We start from the raw sequence: 23,212 nt of genomic DNA, 5'->3' as shown, positions 1-23,212 counted from the left end.
TCCCGGTCGTCATCCCCGCGAAGGCGGGGATCCAGCGTCTTGGCATTGACAGCCATAAAGACACTGGGTCCCCGCCTTCGCGGGGATGACGGCTTCTTTACCTGCATCCCTCGCCTCGCCGGAAACGGCACGCGACGGTTGCTCCGGCAACCGATGCTGCGCCGCGTCACGAAACACGCTAGCCTCTGGCGGATGAATATCCCCGACGGCCCGCTGCGCGAACAGCTCGAATTCGCCGACACCGACACCCTGCTGCGCGACGACGTGCGCCGGCTGGGCGCGCTGGTCGGCGAGGTGCTGGCCGAGCAGGGATCGCCGGCGCTGCTGGACGAGGTCGAAGGCATCCGCCGCGCCGCGATCGCGCGCCGCGAGCAGGGGCTGCCGGTCGATGCGCTGGCCGCGGAAATGGCCCGGGTGCCGCTGCCCGACGCCGAGGCGGTGGTGCGCGCGTTCTCGACCTACTTCGGCGCGATCAACCTCGCCGAGCGCGTGCACCGCATCCGCCGCCGCCGCGACTACGAGCGCATCACCGACCAGCCGCAGCCGGGCGGGTTCGAGGCGGTGCTGCGCGGCCTGCAGGAGGACGGCGTCAGCTTCGAGGAACTGGCGGCGACGCTGCCGCGGCTGTGGGTGGAGCCGGTGTTCACCGCGCATCCGACCGAGGCGGTGCGGCGGGTGATGCTGGAGAAGGAACGCGCCATCGTCGAGCGCCTGGTCGACGACATCGACCGCACGCGCACGCCGGTGGAGCGGCGCGCGGACCTCGCGCGCATCCGCCTCTCGCTCACCGCCGGCTGGCAGACCAGCGACACGCCGGCGCAGAAGCCGACCGTCGCCGACGAGGTCGAGCACGTCGGCTACTACCTCGCCAACACCCTCTATCGCGTGGTGCCGGCGTACTACGAAGCCTTCGCCGATGCGGTCGAGGCGGTGTACGGCCGCCGCATCGCGCTGCCGCAGGTGCTGCGCTTCGGCACCTGGGTGGGCGGCGACATGGACGGCAACCCCAACGTCAACGCCGGCACCATCCGCGCCGCGCTGGATGCGCAGCGGGTGCAGGCGATCGCGCAGTACCGCGCCGACCTGCGTGCGCTGGGCAACATGCTCACCCAGTCGCTGGGCCGCGCCGACGTGGACCCGGCGGTGGTCGCGCGCACCGACGACTACATCGCACGGCTGCCGGAGGCGGCGGCGAGGCTGCGGCCGCGGCTGGCCGACATGCCCTATCGCCGCTTGGTCGACCTGATGAAGGTGCGGCTGGCGCTGGCCGCGGAGTCGGACGCGGACGGCTACGCCGGCGCCGGCGAGTTCATCGCCGATCTCGAACTGATCGACGCCAGCCTGCAGCGCCACCGCGGCGAGCATGCCGGTCGCTTCGCCCTGCAGCGCGTGCTGTGGCGCGCGCGCACCTTCGGCTTCCACCTCGCCGCGCTCGACCTGCGCCAGGATTCGGCGGTGCACGATGCCGCGCTCGCCGACCTGCTGGGCGACGCAGGCTGGGCCGCGCGCGAGGCCGCCGACCGCGTCGCCCGGCTGCAGGCCCTGCTGGACAAGGCCGCGGCCGCGCCGTCGGCGCCCGGCGAGGTGCTGGCCTCGACGCTGGACGTCTTCCGCACCGTGCTCGAGCTGCGCCGCACCCACGGCGTCGCCGCGATCGGCCTGTACATCATCAGCATGAGCCGCAGCGCCGCCGACGCGCTGGCGGTGCTGGCGCTGGCGCGCGTCGCCGGCTGCGTCGAGGGTGGCGCGGTGCCGCTCGACATCTCGCCGCTGTTCGAAACCGTCGACGACCTGCAGGCGGCGCCGGGCGTGATGCGCTCGCTGTTCGAGGACCCGGTCTACCGCAGGCACCTGTCCGCGCGCGGCAACGAGCAGACGGTGATGCTCGGCTATTCCGACAGCGCCAAGGACGGGGGCCTGTTCGCCTCGCGCTGGGCGCTGCAGCGCACCCAGGTGGAGCTGACCGAACTGGCCAACCGCTTCGGCGTGCGCATCATGTTCTTCCACGGTCGCGGCGGCTCGGTCAGCCGCGGCGGCGGCAAGACCGAGCGCGCGATCATCGCCGCGCCGCGCGGCTCGGTGAACGGCTCGATGCGCGTCACCGAGCAGGGCGAGGTGATCCACCGCAAGTACGGCATCCGCGCGCTGGCGCTGCGCAACCTCGAGCAGACCACCGGCGCGGTGCTGCGCGCGACCCTGCGCCCGCGCCCGCGCGACGCGCGCGAGGAGAAGTGGAAGGAGATCGCGAAGACGCTGGCCGAGGCCTCGCGCGCGCACTACCGCGCGCTGGTGCACGAGCATCCGGAGTTCCCCGACTACTTCCGCGCCGCGACCCCGGTCGACGTGATCGAGCGGCTGCAGATCGGTTCCCGCCCGTCGCGTCGCCGCGACGGCGGCATCGACAACCTGCGCGCGATCCCGTGGGTGTTCGCCTGGTCGCAGAACCGCTCCGGCCTGACCGGCTGGTACGGCATCGGCCATGCGCTGTGCCTGGGCGTGCAGCGCTACGGCCAGGCCGCGATGACCGAGATGGCGCGCGACTGGCCGTTCTTCGCGGCGGTGCTCGACGACGTCGAGATGCTGCTGGCCAAGTCCGACCTCGCCATCTTCGAACGCTATTCGAAGCTCGCCGGCCCGCTGCACGAGACCTTCCACCCGGGCATCGCCGAGGAGTTCCTGCGCACCTGCGACGCGATCCTGCTGCTCAAGGACCGCGACCGCATCCTCGCCGACGACTACCGCCTGCGGCTGTCGATCCGCCTGCGCAATCCCTATGTCGATCCGCTGAGCCTGCTGCAGGTGGACCTGCTGGAACGCTGGCGCGAGGGCGGGCGCGAGGATGCGGACCTGCTGCGGGCGCTGGTGTCCACCGTCAACGGCATCTCGGCCGGGATCCAGAACACGGGTTGATTGCGGGCTTCGGCTGGCCCCCACCCCAACCCTCCCCCGCACGCGGGGGAGGGAGCTAAAAGCTGCGGCTCCTGGCTCCCTCCCCCGCCTGCGGGGGAGGGCTGGGGTGGGGGCCCGTCCACCCGCCGCCAACGCCCCGGCTATGCGACACTCGCCCCACGCAAAGGGGTGATCCGGCGCAACGCCGGAACGGGGCGACAGCCATGTCGGTCGAAGCGCAACAGGCACCGGTGACGCAGCTGCTCGCGCGTGCGCGCTCCGGCGACGCCGGCGCGCTCGATGCCGCCTTCGCCGCGGTCTACGACGAACTCAAGCGCGCCGCCCGGCAGCAGCTGCGGCGCAGCCGCGACGCGCTCGACACCACCGTGCTGGTGCACGAGGCCTACCTCAAGCTCGCCGGCAGCGAGGCCCTCGCCCCGAACGACCGCAACCACCTGCTGGCGCTGTCGGCGCGGGCGATGCGCCAGGTGCTGGTCGACCAGGCGCGCAGCGCGCATGCGCAAAAGCGCGGCGCCGGGCAGGACGCGCTGACGCTGACCGCGCGGCTCGGCTCGCAGGAGCGCGCCGTGCTCGAAGTGCTGCAGCTCGACGAACTGCTCGGCGCGCTGCACAGGGCCGATCCGCGCGCCGCGCAGATCGTCGAACTGCGCTACTTCGGCGGCTACGAGGAGGCCGAGATCGCCGACATGCTGGAGGTCAGCTACCGCACCGTGCGCCGCGACTGGCGCAAGGCGCGCGCCTTCCTGCTGGCGGAACTCGGCGCATGAGCGGCGGGGACACCGAACGACGACGGCAATCGCTGTCGATCTTCGAGGCGGTGGCCGACCTCGATCCCGCCGCGCGCACGCGCAGGCTGGATGCACTGTGCGGCGACGACGCGCAACTACGCGCCCGGGTGGAGGCGATGCTGGCCGCGGACGCCAGCCGGACCGAACCCTTCTCCGGCGGCGCCGCACTGTGGGCCGATGCGATGGGCCCGGGGGTGACGGGTGGCGACGCCGCGGCCGACGCCGCGCGATCCGGCGAGCAGATCGGCGCCTGGCGCATCACCGGCCTGCTCGGCCGCGGCGGCATGGGCGCGGTGCATGCGGTCGAGCGCGCCGACGGCGCCTACGTGCAGAAGGCCGCGCTCAAGCGCGTGCAGGGCGGCGAGCTGTCGCCGTCGAGCCGCGAGCGCTTCCTGCGCGAGCGCCAGGTACTCGCGCGCCTGCAGCATCCGCACATCGCGACCCTGCTCGACGGCGGTTTCGACGCCGGCGGCGACCCCTACTTCGTGATGGAGCGCGTCGACGGCCTGCCGATCGACCGCTGGTGCGACCAGCACGCGTTCGGCCTGCGCGCGCGCGTGGTGCTGTTCCTGCAGGTGCTCGACGCCGTGCAGTACGCGCACCGCAACCTCGTCGTGCACCGCGACCTCAAGCCCTCGAACCTGCTGGTCACGCCCGAGGGCCAGGTGAAGCTGCTCGACTTCGGCATCGCCCGCGAACTGGAGGAGGCCGGCCACGCCGCCACCGCCACCAGCGATCGCGCGATGACCCTGCAGTACGCCTCGCCCGAACAGCTGCACAACGAACCGGTCACCACCGCCACCGACCTCTACCAGGTCGGGGTGGTGCTGTACCGGCTGCTGTCGGGACGGCACCCGTTCGGCATCGACGCCGACACCCCGATCGCGCGCCAGCTGCAGGCGCTCAGCGGCGATCCCGAGCCGATCACCCGCAGCGCGCGGCAGTCGGACGCCGAGGTCGCCGCGCGCCGCGGCGAGACCCCGGCCTCGCTGGCGCGCGCGCTCGACGGCAGCCTCGAAGCGATCGTGCACGCCTGCCTGCGGCGCGACCCGGCGGCGCGCTACACCTCGGCCGAAATGATGGCGGCCGACCTGCGCGCCTGGCTCGACGACCGCCCGGTCGCCGCGGCCAGGCTCGGCCGCACCCGGCGCGCGCGGCTGTGGCTGCGGCGCAACCGCGCGCTGGCGGCGTCGGCCGCCGCGGTGCTGGTGGCCCTGCTGGCGGGCACCGGCGTGGCGCTGTGGCAGGCGCGCGAGGCGCGTGAACAGGCGCGCATCGCCGAGCGCGAGGGCGTGAACGCGCGGGCGACGCTTCAGTTCCTGACCGACACACTGGCGGCGGCGAGTCCGGAGCAGGCGATGGACACGGAAGTGAGCGTGCGCCAGCTGCTGGACCATGCGCGCGGCAAGATCGACCAGCGCGGTGCGCTCGACCCGCGCGTGCGGCAGCCCGTGCAGCGCATGCTCGGGCTGCTGTACGGCAGCCTTGGCGAACCGGAGATCGCCAGCCAGCTGCTGGCGGCGGGCGTGGCCGGCGTGGTGCCCTCGACCCGCGAGGATGCGCTGGCGCTGGCGGGCGACCTGTCGGCGCAGGTCAGTGCGCTGGCGACGCTCGAACGCGGTGAGGAGGCTCTGCGGGTGGCCCGCCAGGCGGTGGCCTTGCGCGAAGCCCACGCACCGGACGATGGCCTGCAGCGGATGCGTTCGGCGGACGACCTGGCGACCGCGCACTTCGCCCTCGACCAGGACGTTGAAGCCGTGGCGCAGTGGCGCGAGGCGATCGCCATCGCCGAAGCCCTGCCCGATGTCCCGCCGCTCGAGCTGATCGACGTGCACCATGCGCTCGCCAACCTGCTGCGCGAGCGTGGCGACACCGCCGGCGCCCTGAAGCTGACGGAGGACGGGCTGGCGATCGCGACCCGGATCGGCGTGCCGGTGCGTTCGCCGCTGCGGGTGCCCCTGCTGCGCATCCGCGCAGATGCGCAGATCGCCGGCGGCCGCATCGCCGATGCCGAGGCCAGCGTCCGCGAGGCGATCTTCCTGCAGTCGGCGGCGGTCGGCGGTGGTGGCGTGCAGATGGGTTCGCTGTACAACACGCTCGGCACGGTGTTGTTTGAGCAGGGCCGCTTCACCGATGCCGCCGACGCGTTCACCCGCGGCCACGAAGGGTTCACCAGGGCGGGTGGCCCGCCGTCCGAGCGCGCGGCGATGCTGGCCAACCTCGGCAGCGTCTGGGAGAGCGCCGGCGACTACCCGCGCGCGGCCGGCCTGTTCGACCAGGCCATCGCGGCGCTGGAGGAAGGCGGCGTGACCGCCAGGGATGCGTCGCGCCGCGCCCTGCTGCGCAACCATGCGCGCGTGCTGCTCTTCACCGGGCGCGTGGCGGAAGCGGAGCGGCAGCTGGCGGGGCTGCTCGTGCAGGCGCGTGAGATCGACGGCGAGGACTCGCTCGAAGCCGCCTGGGTGGTGTGGCAGCAACTGGTGGTCGCGCGCAGGTCGGGCGACGTCGCGCGCGGCGTGCCCCTGCTGGCCGAGGCGCGGCGGCGCTGGGCGGCGCACGTGCCGCCGGAACACGCGGTGTTCGCGCATGCCCTGGTCACCGACGCAGTCTTCGCGGAAATGCGCGGCGAGCTGGACGTGGCCGAACGCGACCTGCGGACGGCGGCCGAGCGCCTTGAGTCCGTGGGCAAGCCCATCGACGTGGCCACGACCCGCGCGATGCTGGCGCGCGTGCGCCTGTCGCGCGGCGATCGCGCCGAAGCGCGCCGCCTGCTCGACCAGGCGCTGCCGGTGCTGCGCGCGGGCGTGCTGCCGGCCCAGGTCGGTCGCGCCGATGCCGAAGCGCTGGCACGCCGGTTGGGCAAGGCCTGAGCGCACCGCATCCCGCCGCGCCAGGCGGCGAAGCGGCGGCGGGAGCGATGGCTCCGGCCTCAGTCGCAGGATTCGCTCTCGGCCGGGGTGATGCTGAATTCCGGCTCCACCGCGTCGGAGAACCTGCCGAGCGGGGTCGCGATGATCGAGGTGCCGCCCGCCTTGAGCGTGCCGTTGCCGTTGTCGTCCAGCGACAGCGAATAGCTGCCGCCTCCCGACCACGACACCCCGCCCGCGTTGCCCGATTGCGTCCACGCGCCGCCACTGTCGCCGGCCGGCACCATGTGCATGGTCAGGCCGGCGCTGCTGCGGATGTCGAACGGCACGTCCAGCGCGCACACGGTGTGGTCGGCCTGGAAGTCGTTCTGGCCGCCGCTGACGCGATGGGCGCCCTGCTTGGTGTCGAATTCCAGCGTGGCGCGACCGACGCCACGCTTGCTGCGCGCCTCGAACTCGATGCTCGCGAACTCGTCCTTCTTGTCCGGGCCGGCGTAGCTGTACCTGGCGTCGGCGGGGATCTTGCCGGTGGCCGGCGTCAGCTGGCGGTTGCCGCTGAGCGTCGCGCGCACGGTGCCGCCGGTCGGTGCGCCATCGGAGCGTGCGCGCGGTTTGGCTTCGATCTCGAAGGTCGTGCCCGGCCTGGCGTGCTTGCGCCTAAACGGGTTGCTGGTGGCGTCGAGCTTCACGCAGTGGCCCGACTCCCAGGGCGCCTTGGCGACCTTGCCTTCGATGCCGGTCAGGATGGATCGCACGACGCCTGCCATGAAGTCCTGCGTGGCTTGGGCGTGCTCGGCGACGCGATGTGCTTCCGCGCCATCGAACAGGCCGACGCCGCTGCGGTCGTTGACCGTGGGCGGTCCGCCGCCGCCGAGCGTGAGGTCGAGCATGCTGCGACCGCCCGACCCCTGCGATCCGCGGATCGTCATGTGGCCGCTCGACTGGTCACCGGGATGGCTGTCGATCAGGCGGGCATCGTCGTCGATGTGGCGTTCGAAGCGCATGTTGGCCGTCACGCTGCCGCCGGAGTCCGGGCTGCCGGCGAGGGCCATGTCCGATTTCACCTCGACGTCGACGGTGATCCTGCCGCTGGCGTCGGGGCAGGTGTCCATGCGCAGCTTGACCCGCACCTTGCCGCTGACGGCACCCTCCTTGACTTCCATGGACAAGGTGACGGTCGCGTCGGTCTGCGTGTACTGCACCATCGGCGATCCGGGCGGGCCACTGCTGCCCGTGAGCGGCATCGGCCCCTTGGCGATTGCGTCCTGCAGCTGCCCTTCGTTCCAGTTGCCCAGATGGCCGGAGACGCCGAGCCCGCTCATCATCGTGGGGACGACGGTGAGGGATACCCCGATCAGGCCGGAGTCCATGCCCTCGCCATTGAACGCGACCGGCTGCAGGCGCGGCAGTTGTCCGTCCTCGCCGCGCAACGCGCGCTCGTAGGCATCGCCGAGCGTCTGCAGCGCGGCGATCGCCGCGGCTTCGCCACCGAGCGCGGATTCCATGCCGGTGGCCTGCATCAGCTTGTAGTGCAGGTAATAGTCCAGCGGCGCAAGCCGGCGCAGCGTTGGTTCCGGCCCCTCCCTCAGCATGGCGTCGACCTGTGCCTGCTGCGTCGTGGCCGCGTCGGCGGGCGTCGTCGAAGTCGGGCCGGAGGCCGGGTCGGGCGTCTTCGGGGTGGGCGTGCACGACGCCAGTGCGAGCAGCAGGCCGACGGTCAGCAGGGAGCGGATCATCGAGCGCATGGGCAAGGGTTGGAATCCGGTCGGGTTTGCAGGGCCGCGCGGCAACTGCGAAGACGCGTGCGTGTCGACCGGATCACGGCGCGTTGGCCGCCAGCAGCGAGGCAGGCGCGGGCAGGGATCGCCCGCCACCGCCGGCATCGCGACGGACAGCGTGGCGATGGCAAGCACCAGGTGCAGGAAGGCGTGCATCGCGCTCGCCTCAGAAGCTGCGCAGCAGGCCGCGCAGGAGCTTCTTGCCCTTGCCTTCCTCCGGCTTCGACGGTTCGCGCCCGCCGTCCGGCTCCGCGCCTTCCATGCCGGAGAAGTCGACGCCGAGGAGCGCGGTCGCGGTGGCCTTGGTGCGCACGCGCACGTTCCATTCCGGATCCCAGGGCTGCTTCGGGTCGGCGGGCCGCGGCGGCCAGGTGATGTTGGTCTCCGGGCCGTAGGCGATCATGTTCAGACCGGCGACGCCCCGTTCTTCCCCGGCCTGCTTGGTGGCCGCGAAGATGCCCTTGGGGATGGCGCAACTCGTGGTGGAGGGCGCCAGCAGCACCTTCTGCTTGAGCCACTTGTCGATGTAGCTTCCGGTCAGGTAGTTGACCAGCTCGTAGCCGGCGCCGGGGACCTCGGCGCTGCTCCAGAACACGTAGTTGTGTTCGTCCTGCATCGCGACCGCCTGGAGGAAGTAGGCGCGCGCGCGGTCGACCGGCTGCCAGCTGGTCAGGATGCTGTCGCTGGTCTCGCCCCGGGTCTCGAGCTGGATCCCGGGCATGAAGTCGGCCTCCGGGCCGAGCTTGAAGACCAGCGACTCGGGCACGCCCGGGCCGGTGATCCGGTGTTCGCCGACCATCGACGAGCCATCCGAGGGACGTCCGGCGTTCTTCCTGTTCGGCCACAGCGCGTACTTGGGGTCGGAATCGATGTCGCGGTCGGGCACGAACAGCCCGGGCGCGATGCTGCCGTCGACGCCGGCCTTTCCGCTCCTGATCCGCAGCGTCATCGTCTTCGGCTGGCCGGCACGCACGGCCGCGCCGCAGCCCCAGTATTGGTGAAGGGTGACCTCGACCTCCGGCAGCGTGCTGTCTTCCCCGCCCTCGCTGCGCTCGCCGGGCGGCGGCGGCAGCAACGGGATCGACTTGCCCACGCCCAGTCCCGCGGGCACCAGCTGTTCGGCGGCCACGCCGGGCCGCAGCGTGTTGTGCATGGCGATGTCCAGCACCTTGCCCATGTCGGCCGGGATGTTGCGCGACTGCGGATAACCCCGCGGGCGCCCGCGCGCCGTCATGGCCCTGGCGAGTCCGCCGACCGGTCCCATGTCGGGCATGCCGACGAGGTCGTGGGTGGCGACGTCGATCCAGACCTGGGTCTCGACGGCGGATTTCTGCGCGCTGGCGGGGATGGCCACCAGCAGGGCGGTGGCGATGGCGAGCGGCAGGTGGCGGCGGAAGGTGGGCATGGTGCGGGTCCTGGCATCCGGGGGTTCGTGGTCGGATATGCGCGGAACCGGGGCGCGACAGGACAGGGGCGCGACGGCGCGCGTGCCCGGAGGCCGCCGGCGCGCCCGGCGGGGACCGCCGGATGCCGTGCGGTGTATACTGGGGGACAGTATCCAGCGCGACTGCGGTCGACCGATGCCCCACTCCCCCGCCGACAAGAAGAAGGCCTTGGCCCGCGTGCGCCGCATCCGCGGCCAGCTCGATGCGCTCGAGCGCGCGCTGGAGGCCGGCGCCGACTGCGCGCCGGTGCTGCAGCAGCTCGCGGCGGTGCGCGGCGCGGTCAACGGGCTGATGTCGGGGGTGCTGGAAAGCCACCTGCGCGAGAGCCTCGCGCCGCCGGCCGATTCACCGACGCAGCGCGAGGCCGGCATCGATGCCGCGGTCGCGCTGGTGCGTTCCTATCTCAGGTAGGCGCGGCGGACGCCGCTCCTGCGCAGACAACAGCCAGAGGAGACATCCCATGAAATCCCGTGCCGCCGTCGCCTTCGCCGCGGGCGAACCGCTGAAGATCGTCGAGATCGACGTCGCCCCGCCGAAAGCCGGCGAGGTGCTGGTGAGGATCACCCACACCGGCGTCTGCCACACCGACGCGTTCACGCTCTCGGGCGACGATCCCGAGGGCCTGTTCCCGGTGGTGCTCGGCCACGAGGGCGCCGGCATCGTGGTCGAGGTGGGCGAGGGCGTGACCAGCGTTGCGCCCGGCGATCACGTGATCCCGCTCTACACCGCCGAGTGCGGCGAATGCCTGTTCTGCAAGAGCGGCAAGACCAACCTGTGCACCTCGGTGCGCGCCACCCAGGGCAAGGGCGTGATGCCCGACGGCACCTCGCGCTTTTCCTACGAGGGCAAGCCGCTGTACCACTACATGGGCTGCTCGACCTTCAGCGAGTACACCGTGGTCGCGGAAGTCTCGCTGGCCAAGGTCAATCCGGAGGCGAACCCCGAGCACGTCTGCCTGCTTGGCTGCGGCGTCACCACCGGCATTGGCGCCGTGCACAACACGGCGAAGGTGCAGCCGGGCGATTCGGTGGCGGTGTTCGGCCTCGGCGGGATTGGCCTGGCCGTGATCCAGGGCGCGCGCCAGGCGAAGGCCGGGCGGATCATCGCGGTCGACACCAATCCGGCGAAGTTCGAGATGGCGAAACGGTTCGGTGCGACCGACTGCGTGAACCCGAAGGACTTCGAGCAGCCGATCCAGCAGGTGATCGTGGAGATGACCGGCTGGGGCGTGGACCATTCCTTCGAGTGCATCGGCAACGTCAACGTGATGCGCGCGGCGCTGGAGTGCGCGCACCGCGGCTGGGGCCAGTCGGTGATCATCGGCGTGGCGGGCGCGGGGCAGGAGATCTCGACGCGGCCGTTCCAGCTGGTCACGGGCCGCAAATGGATGGGCACGGCGTTCGGCGGCGTGAAGGGCCGCTCGCAGCTGCCGGGCATGGTCGAGGATGCGATGAAGGGCGAGATCGAGCTGGCGCCGTTCGTGACGCATACGATGGCGCTGGACGGCATCAACGAGGCGTTCGAACTGATGCACGAGGGCAAGTCGATCCGAAGCGTGGTGCATTTCTGATCATCAAGGCTCCCTCCCCCGCTTGCGGGGGAGGGTTGGGGTGGGGCGACGGGTCGCCGCATGGTGTCCGCGCCTTCGGCGCGCCCCCATCGCCCTTCGGGCACTTCCCCCGCAAGCGGGGGAAGGGAATCTGCAGAGGATTTCTTGAACATGGAACGCATCGAACACCACGCCAGCTTCGGCGGCTGGCAGGATGTCTACCGCCACGAATCGTCGACGCTCGGCTGCACGATGAACTTCGCCGTCTACCTCCCGCCGCAGGCGGCTCGGGCCGGTGCGCGGCTGCCGGTGCTGTACTGGCTGTCGGGCCTGACCTGCACCGAGCAGAACTTCATCACCAAGGCCGGCGCGCAGCGCCATGCGGCCGAGCACGGCATCGTCGTCGTCGCGCCCGACACCAGCCCGCGCGGCGAGGAGGTGCCCGATGCCGAAGGCTACGACCTCGGCAAGGGCGCCGGCTTCTACGTCAACGCGACCGAATCGCCGTGGGCGCACCGCTACCGCATTTACGACTACGTGGTCGACGAACTGCCGGCGCTGGTCGAGGCGCACTTCCCGGTCTCGGACGCGCGCGCGGTCAGCGGCCATTCGATGGGCGGGCACGGCGCGCTCACCATCGCGCTGCGCAACCCGGGCCGCTACCGCAGCGTGTCGGCGTTCTCGCCCATCGTCGCGCCCAGCCAGGTGCCGTGGGGCGAGAAGGCGTTCGCGGCCTATCTCGGCCCGGACCGCGAGGCGTGGAAGGCCTGGGATGCGACCGAACTGGTGAAGTCGGCGCCGGAAAAGCTTCCGCTGCTGATCGACCAGGGCGCCGACGACGAGTTCCTCGACCTGCAGCTGCGCCCGCAGCTGCTGCAGGCGGCCGCGGAAGCGGCCGGCCACCCGCTGACCCTGCGCCTGCGGCCGGGCTACGACCACAGCTACTACTTCATCGCCAGCTTCATCGACGAGCACATCGCCCACCACGCCAGGGCGCTCCTGGCGTAGGGCTTCCAGCGCGCGACACAACCCAAAGCCGTCGTCCCCGCGCAGGCATCGCGGGCGAGCCTGCTCCCACCGCTCAGCGCATCGTGTAGTCGGTGAAGGCGAAGCGCCCGTCGCGCAGTTCGGTCGCGCCGCGCGACAGCGCCAGCGCCGCGTCGAACATCGGCCCGGCGCGGACGCAGGTATGGAACTCGCCGTTCTCGCCGCAGGGGTCGACGCCGCCGGGCAGCGCGTCGAGCAGCGCGTGGTCGAAGGCGCGGCCGGCGAAGCCGGCGTCGAGCTGCCGGGTGTCCACGCAGCACAGGTCCGCGCGCAGGCCGCCGTCGATCATCTCCCGCGCCAGCGCGCCGGTGTCGCGTCCGAACAGCGGCGTGAGCAGCTGCCAGCCGATGCGCGCCAGGTTCCGTTCGCGATACGCGCGGATGTCCCCGAGCAGGAGGTCGCCGAAGGCGGCCGTGCGCAGCCGCGGCCAGCGCGCGGTGGCCCGCGCCAGCGCATCGGCCATCGCCTGCTCGTAGTCGGCGTTCGCGCACTGCGCCGGGATGTCCGCTTCCAGCAGCGGCAGCCCGGCCGCGCCCGCCTGCGCGCGAAGCACCTCGCGGCGGATGCCCTGCATCGAGGCGCGGTCGTACTCGCGGGTGATCGTGCTCAGCAGGCCGACGACTTCGACATCGTCGCGCCGGCGCAGCAGGTGCAGCGCCCAGGCCGCGTCCTTGCCCCCGCTCCACGACAGCAGCACGGGCGTGGCCACGCAGTGCGCGGGTTCAGGCGCCGCGGACGTCGCGCAGCTCCCAGGCGCTGCCGGCGAGCAGGCGCATGCGCTGCTTGAACACGGCGCCCGGGAGCGAGGTGTGCACGATCAGGTCGACGTGCAGGTCGTGCGGTTCGCCCTGCACGGTGGCGGCGGGATCGGTGGCGCCGAGCGCGGGGTCGACCGCGTCCGGGTCCTCCTGCGTCGCGCGCCAGCGCTGGAACAGCGCGTCGGTTCGCAGGGCGTGCTGCAGTTCCTCCGCCAGTCCCTCCGCCCCCTGCGAGCGGAACGCGAACTCGCCCGCGGTGCGGGCCTTCTGCGGATCGGGCAGGCTGATGTGGTAGCGGATCGTCATGTCGTTGCTCGTCGGCGTGTCGGGCTCAGAACTGCGGCTGGTGCGGCGGCGCGGCGAAGCCGATGCCGAGCGCGCCCTTGCCGACGTTGACCATCGCGGTCAGGCTCATCACCGATTCGTACACTGCCACGCCCTGCTCGTCGCAGGCGCCGCGCAGCGCGTCGTAGCCGGGCAGGGCGCGCATCTCGGCCAGCTCGCCGCCGTAGCTCAGCACCACCGTCGGCGTCAGCAGGCCCTCGCGCACCTTCTTCGCGGTGAACTCGAACAGTTTCTGCGAGGCCAGCTCGAAGCCGCGCAGCTTGGCGACCGGTTCGGTCACGCCGTTGTGCGCGCGCAGCACCGGCTTGATGTCGAGCGCGGTGCCCAGCGCCGCGCCGATCAGGCCCACGCTGCGGTCGCCCTTGGTGCGGGCGCGGTTGCGCAGGTAGTACAGGTCGCGCGGGATCATGTAGCCGTAGGTGTTGCGCGCCAGCTGGTCCAGGCGCAGGCGCATGGCCGGGGGCGTCGCGCCCTCGTCGCGCAGCCGCACCGCCTCCACCGCGGACACGCCCTGGCCCGAGAACAGGTTGAGCGTGTCGAGCACCCGCAGCGCGAACGGCGAGTTGTGGCCCGCGGCCTGGCGGATGGGCTTGTACTCGTTGAGGATCGCGTAGCTGGCCTGCAGCGCGTTGTCGTGGATCTGGCTGCGCTGTTTGGAAATCGTCAGGCAGAACACGTGGTCATAGGCCATGACCAGCTGCTGCAGGAACAGGTCGCGGATCTGCTCGACGGTGAACGGCGTGGTCTCGGCCTCGTGGCCGCGTTCGGCGACGTGCTCCTGCACGAACGCCAGCGTGGCCGCCTCGTCGCGCTGGTCGACCAGCACCGCGTCGCGGATCTTCACCGCGACCGGCAGGATGACGATGTCGTGCTTGTCGAAGAAGTCCTTCGGCAGGTCGCAGGCCGAGTCGACGACGATTCCGATGCGCATGGTGCCTCCAGTCGATGGTCGCAGTGCATTCCGGAGAGACGCATGAAGTGTAGCTTGCGCAGCGTGAAAGGCGCCGGCGCGGGCTACTCCACCCGTGCCGGATACGCGCGCGGCAGCGCGCCGGCTTCGGCCGACGGCTCCGCGCGCAGGTAGCGGTCGCGCAGTTCGGTCTGGCGCGAGCGCATCGGGATCGCGCGGCCGCCCAGCCAGACCTGCTCGGCGACGTTGGCGACGTCCAGTGGATCGCCGCTCCACAGCACCAGGTCCGCGGTCTTGCCGACGGCGATCGTGCCGAGGCGGTCGCCGACGCCGAAGGTTTCGGCGGGCACGCGCGTGAGTCCGGCGAGTCCGTCCTCCCACGGCAGCCCGTTCGCCACCGCGTTGCCGGCCAGCTGGCGCACCTTGCGCGCGTTGTGCGAGGCGTCGCCCGATTGGGTGAAGCCCACGCGCACGCCCGCCGCGCGCAGTCGCGCCGCGTTCTCCAGGGTGGCGCCGATGCGGTCGAAGTTGCCCGGCAGGTTCACCAGCGGGTCGAGGAACACCGGCACGCCCGCCGCGGCGATCTGCGGCGCGAGCTTCCAGGCCTCGGCGCCGCCGGAGATCGCGATCTTCAGCGCGTGCTTCTGCGACCAGCGCAGCAACTGGCGGATGTCGGCGGCGCGGTCGACCTCGACCACGATGCGGCCGCCGTTGCCGAGGTAGCGCTGCAGCGTGGCGCGGCCGGCCGGCGTGAGCAGGGCGAAGCCCGAATCCGCGGACATGCGGCCGTTGGCCTCGGCCACGAGCTGGTCGAGCAGCATCCACTGTCCCGCGCGCGAGGAACCGGAGAGGTTCGACGCACCGCTGCCCAGCGCGACGAACAGCACCTTCGGCCCGCTCGGGTCGGGGCTGCCGTCGAGCCGCACCACTGCGCCCTGGCCGCCGATGATCGAGCCGCCGGCGGTGCTGCTGGCGGTGAGCAGGGTGAAGCCGATGCCCTCCACACGCGCGACCGGCAGCAGGATCGATTCGGGGTTGTAGGCCAGGGTGACGTCGAACTCGGGACGCACCGTGATGTCCTTGGCGCCCTCGCCCAGCGCGAGCGAGACGTCGCGGGTCGAGGCCTCGCCCGAGACTTCCTCGATGCCGATGCCGGTGATGCCGCCGAAGAATGCCGGCGTGAGCGGGCGGCCCTGCGCGTCGATGACCAGCGCCGCGTCAGCGGACAGGCCGCTGCCGATCGCGGCGATGCGGCCGCCCTGCACCAGTACGTCCGCGTTGCGCAGCGTGCCGCGGTCGGTCGCGGTGTGGACGGTGGCGTTGCGGATCAACACATCCTGCGCAAAGACGCTGAATGACGCCAATCCTGCCAACAGCATCGTCATCCCGGCGAAAGCCGGGATCCATTTTGACTTTGATGCTTTCGCCAATGGCCTCGACCACAAGAGCCAGATGGATCCCAGCTTTCGCTGGGATGACGGCTGCGAGGGCGGGTGCGCGTGCGAGTGAGAGTGAAGGCGGCTCATCGCACACCTCCCTGCGCGGCCGACTGGCCGAGCATGAAATCGGTCACCGGCTGCCGCGACGGATCCCTGCGGTCGTAGACGCGCGCGCCGTCGATGTACACCTGTTCGGCCTGCGCGTACACGCTGAAGGGATTGCCGTTCCACAGCACCACGTCGGCCATCTTGCCGGCTTCGAGCGTGCCGGTGCGGTCGAGCACGCCCAGCGCCTTCGCTGCGTTCTGCGTGAGCCAGCGGATCGCCCGCTCGGGCGGGATGTCGATGCCCGCGCGCTTCGCGTTCGCGATCACCTTCGCCGCCTCCTGGTTGAGCCGCTGGATGCCCTCGTCCGAATCCGAATGCACGATCGCGCAGCTGTTCGCCGGGCGGTCGACGATCGCGATGTTCTCCTGGATGCCGTCGAAGGCCTCCATCTTGAAGCCCCACCAGTCGGCCCACAGCGCGCCGCAGACGCCGTCGGCGGCGAGCCGGTCGGCCAGCTTGTAGGCCTCCACGCCGTGGTGGAAGGCGGTGACCTTGAAGTCGAATTCCTTCGCCAGGTCCAGCATCTGCGCCATCTCGTCGGCGCGGTAGCAGTGGATGTGGACGAGGATGTCTCCGTCGAGCGCACCGGCCAGCGTTTCCAGCTTGAGGTCGCGCTTGCCCGCGTCCTTGCCGGCGCGCTTCTTCGCATACTCGCGCGCGTCGATGAAGGCCGTGCGGTAGCCGGCGACGTTGCCCATGCGCGTCGACGGGCCGCCCTTCTGGCCGTAGACGCGCTTGGGGTTCTCGCCGCAGGCCATCTTCAGCCCGTGCGGCGCGCCCGGGAACTTCATGCCCTGCGCGGTGGTGGCGGCGACGTTCTTCAGGGTCACGCCGCGGCCGCCGACGAGGTTGGCCGAACCGGGCAGGATCTGCAGCGCGGTCACGCCGCCGGCCAGCGCGGCGCCGAAGCCGGGGTCCTGCGGCCACACCGAGTGTTCGGCCCAGACCTGGGCGGTGACCGGCGCAGTCGCCTCGTTGCCGTCGCTGTGCGCGCGGGCGCCGGGGCTGGGATAGACGCCCAGGTGCGAATGCACGTCGATCAGGCCCGGCGTCACCCACTTGCCGCTGCCGTCGACGCGGATCGCGTCGGCCGAGGCGGCGAGGCCGGTGCCCACGGCGGCGACCTTGCCGCCCTGCAGCAGCACGTCGGCGCCCTCGAGGCGGCGGCCGTCGCCGGTGAGCACGGTCGCGCCGGTGATCAGCACCGGGTTGGATGCGATCGGGCGATAGCTGCTGGCGTAGGCCTCGCCGACGACGTCGGCCCTGGCGGCGGCGGGCGACGGCGCATCGCCGGCGGTGGTGCTCGCGGTGCTGGCGCAGCCGGCGAGCAGGGCCGCGCAAATCGCGGCGGTCAAGGGTCGAAGCATGGCGGTCTCCCCGTACGAATCCCGCGACGGTAACGGTTCGCCGCCGGAACGCCAAGCCGCCAAAGGTCACGGTGCGTGACAGAATGCGCGGAAGGAGGCGACGCGATGAAAGAGAAGGAACAGATCGTCGAAAACTGGCTGCCGCGCTATACCGGCGTGCCGCTCGACGGCTTCGGCGAACACATCCTGCTGACCAACTTCGGCGGCTACGTCGGCCACTTCAGCCGCCTGACGGGCGCCGAGGTCGTCGGCCTCGACCGGCCGATGCCCAGCGCCACCGCCGACGGCATCACCATGATCAATTTCGGCATGGGCAGCCCCAACGCCGCGACCATGATGGACCTGCTGTCGGCGATCTCGCCCAAGGCGGTGCTGTTCCTCGGCAAGGCCGGCGGGCTCAAGCGCAAGAACCAGCTCGGCGACCTGGTGCTGCCGATCGCGGCGATCCGCGGCGAGGGCACGTCCAACGACTACCTGCTGCCGGAAGTGCCGGCGCTGCCCGCGTTCGCGCTGCAGCGCGCGGTCTCGACCATGATCCGCGACCTCGGCCACGACTACTGGACCGGCACCGTCTACACCACCAACCGCCGCGTCTGGGAGCACGACGACGCCTTCAAGGAGCGCCTGCGCGCGATGCGCTGCATGGCGATCGACATGGAGACGGCGACGATCTTCGCCGCCGGCTTCGCCAACCGCATTCCCTCGGGCGCGTTGCTGCTGGTCAGCGACCAGCCGATGGTCCCGGAGGGCGTGAAGACCGAGGCCTCGGACGCGAAGGTCAGCGCCGAGTACGTCGAGCGCCACATCCAGATCGGGATCGAGGCGCTGCGGCTGATCCGGCGGCACGGGAAGTCGGTGCGGCATTTGCGGTTCGACGAGTAGGGGTGGCGCGCCTTGCGATCCGTCGTAACGACGATGCCGTCATCCCAGCGAAAGCTGGGATCCATTTGGCTCTCGTGGTTGGGCAGCAGGTAAACATCAACGTCAAAATGGATCCCGGCTTTCGCCGGGATGACGACTCAGGCTTCACGGGATGGGCACCTGCCCGGGCGATCGACTATCCTCGATGGAAAGGCCACGGAATCGGGAAATGCGACAAGTCATCGACTTCTGGCGCGACGCCGGCTACGACAAATGGTTCAACGGCGGCGCGGCCTTCGACGCCGCCTGTCGCGAGCGCTTCCTCGACGCGCACTTCGCCGCTGCCCGCCGCGAGCACGAGCACTGGATGGACAGCGCCGATGGCGCGCTGGCGCTGCTGATCCTGCTCGACCAGATCCCGCGCAACGTCTTCCGCGGCAGCGCGCACGCGTTCGCGACCGATCCGCTGGCGCTGCACTACGCGCGCCGCGCGGTGGACGGCGGGCTCGACGTGCAGGTCGATGCGGACCTGCGCGCGTTCGTGTACCTGCCGTTCGAGCACTCCGAGGACCTGGGCGACCAGCGGCGCTCGGTCGCGCTGTTCGACGCGCTCGGCAACGACGGCTACGCGAAGTACGCCCGCGCGCACCTCGACGTGATCGAGAAATTCGGACGCTTCCCGCACCGCAACCGCGCGCTCGGGCGCGTCAGCACGCCGGAGGAGCAGGCGTGGCTGGACGCCGGCGGCGGGTTCTGATTCGGCGCCGCCTCTTGGCGCGGTGACCGCAGATCCCCGTGGGAGCGCCTTCAGGCGCGATGCTGTTCGTCGGTGCCCGTGCCAGCTCGAAGCATCGCGCCTGAAGGCGCTCCCGCGGAGGCATCAGTATTCCGGGATCGACGCGTCCACGGTCCGCGACCACGCCACGATCCCGCCCTCGACGTTGTGCACGTTGCCGAAGCCGAGCGCGCGGAATTCCTCCGCCGCGCGCCCGCTGCGGCCGCCGCCGTGGCACATGAACGCGATCGCGGTGTCCTTCGGCAACGCCTCGATGGCCTCGCGGCCCTCGTCGAAGGTCCGGAACGGCACCGACACCGAGGCGATCGCGCGCTCTTCCGGCGGGCGCACGTCGACCAGCAGCAGCTCGCCGGCGCGGACCTTCGCGTCGACCTCGGCCGGCGACAGCTGCGCGACCGGCTTCGGCGCGTTCGGGTTGTCGATGACCAGGCCCTTGCCGCGCATGTCGTCGGCGAAATCGATGGTCAGGCCTTCCGCGCGGCGCGCGCCGGCGACGTCGAACTGCACGCGCACGCCCTCGATGTCGAGGGCAATGGCGTCGGCATCGGCCGGCGCCAGGTTCAGGCGGGTGCGGAACCCGCGGTCGATGTCCACCTGCAGCACCACCTCGCCGCCGGCGTCGTCGATCGCGCCGCGGATCATCGCCAGCGCCGCCGGCGTGATCGTGATCGACGGTGGCGTGCGGTCGGGCGCGGCCAGGCCGAGCGCGGCGTGCAGTTCGCCGCTGTTGACCATCTGCCCGATGATGTCGCTGCCGCCGACCAGTTCGCCGTCGACGTACAGCTGCGGGATCGTCGGCCAGTCGCCGTAGGCCTTGATGCCCTCGCGGATCTCCGCATCGGCCAGCACGTTGACGTGGGCGTAGTCGGCGCCGAGCGATTCCAGCGCGGACACCGCCTTGGCCGAGAAGCCGCACTGCGGCGCCTCGGGCACGCCCTTCATGAACAGCACGGCGCGGTTGGCCTGCAGCAGCGCGTCGATGCGGGCGCGCAGGGCGGGGTCGAGGGACATGGCGAAGATCCTTGCAGCGGGGCCGACCATGGTAGCGCGATCGTGCCGGCGAAGGCCGCAACACGGCGTTGCGCGCGGGGGGGATGGCATCATCCGCGCATGGACACCCCGCACCGCCCGCCGCGCCGCCCGCATGCCTGGCTGCCCCTGCTGCTGCTGTCGCAGGGGCTGGTGGCGTGGGCGTGGTGGCGCTGGGGCTGGCCGCTCGGGCTGCCGCTGATGTTCGCCACGCACGCGGTCTGCTGGTGGGGCGTGCTGGCGCCGAACTCGGCGCTGTACGGGCCGGTGCTGTCGCGGCTGCCGACCGGCGCGCGCGAGGTCTGGCTGACCATCGACGACGGCCCCTCCGGCGATACCGCGGCGATCCTCGACCTGCTCGATGCGCACGGCGCGAAGGCGACGTTCTTCCTCGTCGGCGACCGCGCGCAGGCGCGTCCCGACCTCGTGCGCGAGATCGCGCGGCGTGGCCACGGCATCGGCAACCACAGCCGCACGCATCCGCAGGCCTGGTTCTGGGCGCTGGGGCCGCGGCGCATGCGCGCCGAGGTCGAGGGCTGCCAGCGCCAGCTGGCGGCGATCACCGGCGCCACGCCGCGCTGGTTCCGCGCGGTGGTGGGGCACGCCAATCCCTTCGTCTCGGCGCCGCTGCGCGACGAGGGGCTCGCGCGCGTGGCCTGGGGCGCGCGCGGCTTCGACGCGGTGGACGTCGACGTCGCGCGCGTGCTCGGCAAGATCGAACGGGGCCTGGCGCCCGGCGCGATCGTGCTGCTGCACGAGGGCGCCGCGCATGGCCGCAACGTCGAGATGGTCGCGAAGTTGCTGCAGCGGCTCGATGCATTGGGCTATCGCACCGTGCTGCCGCGCCCGTAGCGACTCCGGGCGAGACGGGTGCATATATTGCGCGGGTCGCGGCTGAAGCCGCGCCTGCAATGGGAAATGGGTGCAAGGGTCGGGCGGCATGATCGGACGTGGTGACATCGAGGCGCTGGTCCCGCACAAGCACGCGATGTGCCTGTGGGACGAGGTGCTGGCCTGGGATGCGCAGCGCATCCACCTGCGCGCGTCGAACCACCGCGATCCCGCGCACCCGCTGCGCAGCGACGGCGGGCTGCGCGCGCTGCACCTGTGTGAATACGGGGCCCAGGCGATGGCGGTGCACGGCGGCCTGCTCGCGCAGGCGGGCGGCGGCGTCGCGCGGCCCGGCATGCTCGTCGCCCTGCGCGATGTCCACCTGCACGTCGTCCGCATCGACGACCTGCCGCAGGCGATCGAATGCGAAGCGCAGCTGCTCGCCGCCGGTGAGGCCAGCCAGCAGTACGCCTTCAGCATCAGCCACGGCGACACGCCGCTCGCCCGGGGCCGCGCCACGGTGATGCTCGGCCCATAGGGCGGGCCTCGGCCCGCCCTGCGCGAATGCCGGATGTTTGCGATGGATGCGGAGAGAGGTGGCGGGTTGAAACCCGCCCTATGGGGCCGGGCCGTGCCCACGTGACGCCGATGCGTCGCATAATCGCGGCGATCCATCTTCGGGACTGCGATGAAACGGGCACTCGTCACCGGCGGCAGCGGCGATCTCGGCGGCGCGATCTGTCGCCGGCTCGCGGCGAACGGGCTGCACGTCATCGTCCACGCCAACGCGAACCGCGCGCGTGCCGACGCCGTGGTCGCCGCGATCGCGGAGGCGGGCGGCAGCGCGCAGGCGGTCGCGTTCGACGTCGCCGACGGCGCGGCGACGCGTGCGGCGATCGAAGCGCTGCTGGCCGACGGGCCGGTCCAGGTGGTCGTCAACAACGCCGGCATCCACGACGATGCGCCGATGGCCGGCATGTCGCAGGCGCAGTGGGCGCGCGTGGTCGACGTCTCGCTGCACGGCTTCTTCCACGTCACCCAGCCGCTGCTGCTGCCGATGGCGCGCACGCGCTGGGGCCGCATCGTCAGCGTATCGAGCGTGGCGGCCGTGCTCGGCAACCGCGGCCAGGCGAACTACGCCGCGGCCAAGGCCGGGCTGCATGGCGCGAGCAAGTCGCTCGCGCGCGAGATGGCCTCGCGCGGCATCACCGCGAACGGGGTCGCGCCGGGCGTGATCGCCGGCGCCATGGCCGAGTCCGCGTTCCCGGAGGAACGGGTGAAGCAGGTCGTGCCCGCCGCGCGCGCGGGCACGCCGGAGGAGGTCGCGGCGCTGGTCGCCTTCCTGTGCTCGGACGAGGCCGGCTACATCAACGGCCAGGTGATCGGCGTCGATGGCGGCATGAGCTGAGCGCGGCGCCGCGGCAAGGGGAGGTTCGATGGCGAAGGAAGCGAAGACGAAACCCGAGGCGACCCGCGTGGCCGACTTCCTGGCGGCCGTGCCGGACGCGCAGCGCCGGGCCGACGCCGAGGCCGTGCTGCGCATGATGCAGGCCGTCACCGGCTGCGAACCGGTGATGTGGGGATCGGCCATCGTCGGCTTCGACCGCTACCGCTACCGTTACGACAGCGGCCACGGGGGCGAATGGCCGATCGTCGGCTTCTCGCCGCGCAAGCAGGCGCTGGTGCTGTACATCATGCCCGGCTTCGGCGGCCATGAGGCGCTGCTGGCGAGGCTGGGCAAGCACACGACCGGCAAGTCCTGCCTGTACGTCAAGCGCCTGTCGGACATCGATGCCGGCGTGCTGGAGGAACTGGTCCGCGGCTCGGTCGCGGAGATGCGCCGCCGCCATCCCTGCTGAGACGGGCGGCCGCCGTGTCGCGTGCCGTTCACGCAGGCGGGCGGATCATGACGGGCGTTCCCAAGGAGCCGTCCGCCATGCGCCGTCCTGCCCTTGTCCTGCTGTCGTCCATCGCCGCGCTGCTGCTGGCGGCGTGCACGAGTTCGCATGTGCTGACCGGCACGCCGCGCCCGCCGATCGATCCGTCGCAGGTGCGCCTGTACTACGGCCCGCCGCCGGGCGGCTTCGAGGAGATCGCGCGGCTGGACGTGTCCAGCGGCGCCTTCACCTACGGCGAGCAGAACAAGACCAACTCGGTGTTGCGCAAGCTGCGCGAGGAAGCCGCGCGGCTCGGCGCCAACGGCATCCTGTTCCAGGGCACGGCCGACGGCCACGGCGGCGGCGGGGTCAGCGTCGGCGGCGGCCTGGGCCGTGGCGGCGGCAGGAGCTATTCGGGCGTGGGCGTCGGCGTGGACATCTCGCCGCGGCAGAAATACGCCAACGGCATCGCAATCTGGGTGCCCGATCCGCCGCCGGCGCCGTGAC

Annotated in this window: 22 protein-coding genes; 14 read left to right on the top strand and 8 right to left on the bottom strand. The window is 71.8% G+C overall.

Annotated features, from left to right (window positions below; translation table 11 throughout):
• Positions 1-192: 192 nt before the first annotated feature.
• The 3 genes from ppc to FQY83_RS12825 all read left to right on the top strand — a co-directional run bounded on the left by ppc (position 193) and on the right by FQY83_RS12825 (position 6,568).
• On the top strand, positions 193-2,910 hold the full coding sequence (gene ppc / locus FQY83_RS12835) for a phosphoenolpyruvate carboxylase (RefSeq protein ID WP_146388356.1): 2,718 nt from the start codon (positions 193-195) through the stop codon (positions 2,908-2,910).
• A gap of 203 nt (positions 2,911-3,113) precedes the next feature.
• Positions 3,114-3,677: an ECF-type sigma factor gene (locus FQY83_RS12830; protein WP_146388355.1), complete on the top strand. Its 564-nt coding sequence runs from the start codon at positions 3,114-3,116 to the stop codon at positions 3,675-3,677.
• Entirely contained in the window at positions 3,674-6,568 is a 2,895-nt protein-coding gene (locus FQY83_RS12825; RefSeq protein ID WP_146388354.1) for a serine/threonine-protein kinase, read from the top strand. The genes FQY83_RS12830 and FQY83_RS12825 overlap by 4 nt, the downstream gene beginning before the upstream one ends.
• 59 nt (positions 6,569-6,627) lie before the next feature.
• On the opposite strand, the gene FQY83_RS12820 is transcribed toward FQY83_RS12825, so the two are convergent.
• Entirely contained in the window at positions 6,628-8,301 is a 1,674-nt protein-coding gene (locus tag FQY83_RS12820) for a hypothetical protein (protein ID WP_158636502.1), read from the bottom strand.
• A gap of 208 nt (positions 8,302-8,509) precedes the next feature.
• Positions 8,510-9,748, bottom strand: a complete 1,239-nt coding sequence (locus FQY83_RS12815) for a hypothetical protein (RefSeq protein WP_146388352.1) — start codon at positions 9,746-9,748, stop codon at positions 8,510-8,512.
• Between the two features lie 175 nt (positions 9,749-9,923).
• Between FQY83_RS12815 and FQY83_RS12810 the strand changes: the two genes are divergently transcribed.
• From FQY83_RS12810 to fghA, 3 genes are all read left to right on the top strand, one after another.
• On the top strand, positions 9,924-10,199 hold the full coding sequence (locus tag FQY83_RS12810; protein ID WP_146388351.1) for a metal/formaldehyde-sensitive transcriptional repressor: 276 nt from the start codon (positions 9,924-9,926) through the stop codon (positions 10,197-10,199).
• Positions 10,200-10,248: 49 nt separating this feature from the next.
• Positions 10,249-11,358 (top strand): S-(hydroxymethyl)glutathione dehydrogenase/class III alcohol dehydrogenase, encoded by a 1,110-nt coding sequence (locus tag FQY83_RS12805; protein WP_146388350.1) that lies wholly within the window; start codon positions 10,249-10,251, stop codon positions 11,356-11,358.
• A gap of 150 nt (positions 11,359-11,508) precedes the next feature.
• On the top strand, positions 11,509-12,345 hold the full coding sequence (gene fghA, locus FQY83_RS12800; protein ID WP_146388349.1) for an S-formylglutathione hydrolase: 837 nt from the start codon (positions 11,509-11,511) through the stop codon (positions 12,343-12,345).
• Between the two features lie 73 nt (positions 12,346-12,418).
• On the opposite strand, the gene FQY83_RS12795 is transcribed toward fghA, so the two are convergent.
• The 4 genes from FQY83_RS12795 to FQY83_RS12780 all read right to left on the bottom strand — a co-directional run bounded on the left by FQY83_RS12795 (position 12,419) and on the right by FQY83_RS12780 (position 15,782).
• A complete protein-coding gene (locus tag FQY83_RS12795) occupies positions 12,419-13,093 on the bottom strand; it encodes a Dph6-related ATP pyrophosphatase (RefSeq protein ID WP_146388348.1) in 675 nt (224 codons plus the stop codon).
• Between the two features lie 13 nt (positions 13,094-13,106).
• Positions 13,107-13,448, bottom strand: a complete 342-nt coding sequence (locus tag FQY83_RS12790) for a hypothetical protein (RefSeq protein WP_146388347.1) — start codon at positions 13,446-13,448, stop codon at positions 13,107-13,109.
• A 25-nt stretch (positions 13,449-13,473) separates the two neighbouring features.
• Positions 13,474-14,418, bottom strand: a complete 945-nt coding sequence (locus FQY83_RS12785; protein ID WP_146388346.1) for a DegV family protein — start codon at positions 14,416-14,418, stop codon at positions 13,474-13,476.
• 83 nt (positions 14,419-14,501) lie between these two features.
• Positions 14,502-15,782 carry an amidohydrolase family protein gene (locus FQY83_RS12780; protein WP_146388345.1) on the bottom strand — a complete coding sequence of 427 codons (1,281 nt, stop codon included), beginning with the start codon at positions 15,780-15,782 and terminating at the stop codon, positions 14,502-14,504.
• On the opposite strand from FQY83_RS12780, the gene FQY83_RS17695 reads away from it, so the two are divergent.
• Positions 15,712-15,906, top strand: a complete 195-nt coding sequence (locus tag FQY83_RS17695; RefSeq protein WP_192906715.1) for a hypothetical protein — start codon at positions 15,712-15,714, stop codon at positions 15,904-15,906. The two genes, FQY83_RS12780 and FQY83_RS17695, sit on opposite strands and share 71 nt — an antisense overlap.
• Before the next feature lie 13 nt (positions 15,907-15,919).
• Here the strand turns inward: FQY83_RS17695 and FQY83_RS12775 are convergent, their stop codons facing one another.
• Positions 15,920-17,311 carry an amidohydrolase gene (locus FQY83_RS12775; RefSeq protein ID WP_146388344.1) on the bottom strand — a complete coding sequence of 464 codons (1,392 nt, stop codon included), beginning with the start codon at positions 17,309-17,311 and terminating at the stop codon, positions 15,920-15,922.
• Positions 17,312-17,416: 105 nt separating this feature from the next.
• Between FQY83_RS12775 and FQY83_RS12770 the strand changes: the two genes are divergently transcribed.
• Together FQY83_RS12770 and FQY83_RS12765 are read left to right on the top strand one after the other, a co-directional pair.
• Complete coding sequence (locus FQY83_RS12770; protein ID WP_146388343.1) at positions 17,417-18,193, top strand: AMP nucleosidase; 777 nt, start codon at positions 17,417-17,419, stop codon at positions 18,191-18,193.
• Between the two features lie 184 nt (positions 18,194-18,377).
• Positions 18,378-18,929: a DUF924 family protein gene (locus tag FQY83_RS12765; RefSeq protein ID WP_202878187.1), complete on the top strand. Its 552-nt coding sequence runs from the start codon at positions 18,378-18,380 to the stop codon at positions 18,927-18,929.
• A 123-nt stretch (positions 18,930-19,052) separates the two neighbouring features.
• Here the strand turns inward: FQY83_RS12765 and grxD are convergent, their stop codons facing one another.
• Positions 19,053-19,979 carry a Grx4 family monothiol glutaredoxin gene (gene grxD, locus FQY83_RS12760; RefSeq protein ID WP_146388341.1) on the bottom strand — a complete coding sequence of 309 codons (927 nt, stop codon included), beginning with the start codon at positions 19,977-19,979 and terminating at the stop codon, positions 19,053-19,055.
• A 99-nt stretch (positions 19,980-20,078) separates the two neighbouring features.
• Here grxD and FQY83_RS12755 point away from each other — a divergent pair, with 99 nt between their 5' ends.
• The 5 genes from FQY83_RS12755 (at position 20,079) to FQY83_RS12735 (ending at position 23,211) form a co-directional block, all read left to right on the top strand.
• Positions 20,079-20,849 (top strand): polysaccharide deacetylase family protein, encoded by a 771-nt coding sequence (locus FQY83_RS12755; RefSeq protein ID WP_146388340.1) that lies wholly within the window; start codon positions 20,079-20,081, stop codon positions 20,847-20,849.
• 88 nt (positions 20,850-20,937) lie between these two features.
• Positions 20,938-21,366: a hotdog family protein gene (locus tag FQY83_RS12750; protein WP_146388339.1), complete on the top strand. Its 429-nt coding sequence runs from the start codon at positions 20,938-20,940 to the stop codon at positions 21,364-21,366.
• A gap of 150 nt (positions 21,367-21,516) precedes the next feature.
• Positions 21,517-22,236, top strand: coding sequence for a 3-oxoacyl-ACP reductase FabG (fabG, locus tag FQY83_RS12745; RefSeq protein WP_146388338.1), 720 nt, complete (start codon positions 21,517-21,519; stop codon positions 22,234-22,236).
• Positions 22,237-22,264: 28 nt separating this feature from the next.
• Positions 22,265-22,687 carry a DUF1801 domain-containing protein gene (locus tag FQY83_RS12740; protein WP_146388337.1) on the top strand — a complete coding sequence of 141 codons (423 nt, stop codon included), beginning with the start codon at positions 22,265-22,267 and terminating at the stop codon, positions 22,685-22,687.
• 77 nt (positions 22,688-22,764) lie between these two features.
• Positions 22,765-23,211, top strand: a complete 447-nt coding sequence (locus FQY83_RS12735) for a DUF4156 domain-containing protein (protein WP_146388336.1) — start codon at positions 22,765-22,767, stop codon at positions 23,209-23,211.
• Position 23,212 lies beyond the last annotated feature (1 nt).

It is taken from the genome of Luteimonas marina, from assembly GCF_007859325.1.
Lineage (GTDB): Bacteria > Pseudomonadota > Gammaproteobacteria > Xanthomonadales > Xanthomonadaceae > Luteimonas > Luteimonas marina.
This window is presented reverse-complemented; position numbering and strand designations above follow the sequence as displayed.

What these genes read in the sequence shown, in the direction of transcription:
- ppc (WP_146388356.1), top strand. Translation starts at nt 193, where the DNA reads ATGAATATCCCCGACGGCCCGCTGCGCGAACAGCTCGAATTCGCCGAC.
- FQY83_RS12830 (WP_146388355.1), top strand. Translation starts at nt 3,114, where the DNA reads ATGTCGGTCGAAGCGCAACAGGCACCGGTGACGCAGCTGCTCGCGCGT.
- FQY83_RS12825 (WP_146388354.1), top strand. Translation starts at nt 3,674, where the DNA reads ATGAGCGGCGGGGACACCGAACGACGACGGCAATCGCTGTCGATCTTC.
- FQY83_RS12820 (WP_158636502.1), bottom strand. Translation starts at nt 8,301, where the DNA reads ATGATCCGCTCCCTGCTGACCGTCGGCCTGCTGCTCGCACTGGCGTCG.
- FQY83_RS12815 (WP_146388352.1), bottom strand. Translation starts at nt 9,748, where the DNA reads ATGCCCACCTTCCGCCGCCACCTGCCGCTCGCCATCGCCACCGCCCTG.
- FQY83_RS12810 (WP_146388351.1), top strand. Translation starts at nt 9,924, where the DNA reads ATGCCCCACTCCCCCGCCGACAAGAAGAAGGCCTTGGCCCGCGTGCGC.
- FQY83_RS12805 (WP_146388350.1), top strand. Translation starts at nt 10,249, where the DNA reads ATGAAATCCCGTGCCGCCGTCGCCTTCGCCGCGGGCGAACCGCTGAAG.
- fghA (WP_146388349.1), top strand. Translation starts at nt 11,509, where the DNA reads ATGGAACGCATCGAACACCACGCCAGCTTCGGCGGCTGGCAGGATGTC.
- FQY83_RS12790 (WP_146388347.1), bottom strand. Translation starts at nt 13,448, where the DNA reads ATGACGATCCGCTACCACATCAGCCTGCCCGATCCGCAGAAGGCCCGC.
- FQY83_RS12785 (WP_146388346.1), bottom strand. Translation starts at nt 14,418, where the DNA reads ATGCGCATCGGAATCGTCGTCGACTCGGCCTGCGACCTGCCGAAGGAC.
- FQY83_RS12780 (WP_146388345.1), bottom strand. Translation starts at nt 15,782, where the DNA reads ATGACGATGCTGTTGGCAGGATTGGCGTCATTCAGCGTCTTTGCGCAG.
- FQY83_RS12775 (WP_146388344.1), bottom strand. Translation starts at nt 17,311, where the DNA reads ATGCTTCGACCCTTGACCGCCGCGATTTGCGCGGCCCTGCTCGCCGGC.
- FQY83_RS12770 (WP_146388343.1), top strand. Translation starts at nt 17,417, where the DNA reads ATGAAAGAGAAGGAACAGATCGTCGAAAACTGGCTGCCGCGCTATACC.
- FQY83_RS12765 (WP_202878187.1), top strand. Translation starts at nt 18,378, where the DNA reads ATGGAAAGGCCACGGAATCGGGAAATGCGACAAGTCATCGACTTCTGG.
- grxD (WP_146388341.1), bottom strand. Translation starts at nt 19,979, where the DNA reads ATGTCCCTCGACCCCGCCCTGCGCGCCCGCATCGACGCGCTGCTGCAG.
- FQY83_RS12755 (WP_146388340.1), top strand. Translation starts at nt 20,079, where the DNA reads ATGGACACCCCGCACCGCCCGCCGCGCCGCCCGCATGCCTGGCTGCCC.
- FQY83_RS12750 (WP_146388339.1), top strand. Translation starts at nt 20,938, where the DNA reads ATGATCGGACGTGGTGACATCGAGGCGCTGGTCCCGCACAAGCACGCG.
- fabG (WP_146388338.1), top strand. Translation starts at nt 21,517, where the DNA reads ATGAAACGGGCACTCGTCACCGGCGGCAGCGGCGATCTCGGCGGCGCG.
- FQY83_RS12740 (WP_146388337.1), top strand. Translation starts at nt 22,265, where the DNA reads ATGGCGAAGGAAGCGAAGACGAAACCCGAGGCGACCCGCGTGGCCGAC.
- FQY83_RS12735 (WP_146388336.1), top strand. Translation starts at nt 22,765, where the DNA reads ATGCGCCGTCCTGCCCTTGTCCTGCTGTCGTCCATCGCCGCGCTGCTG.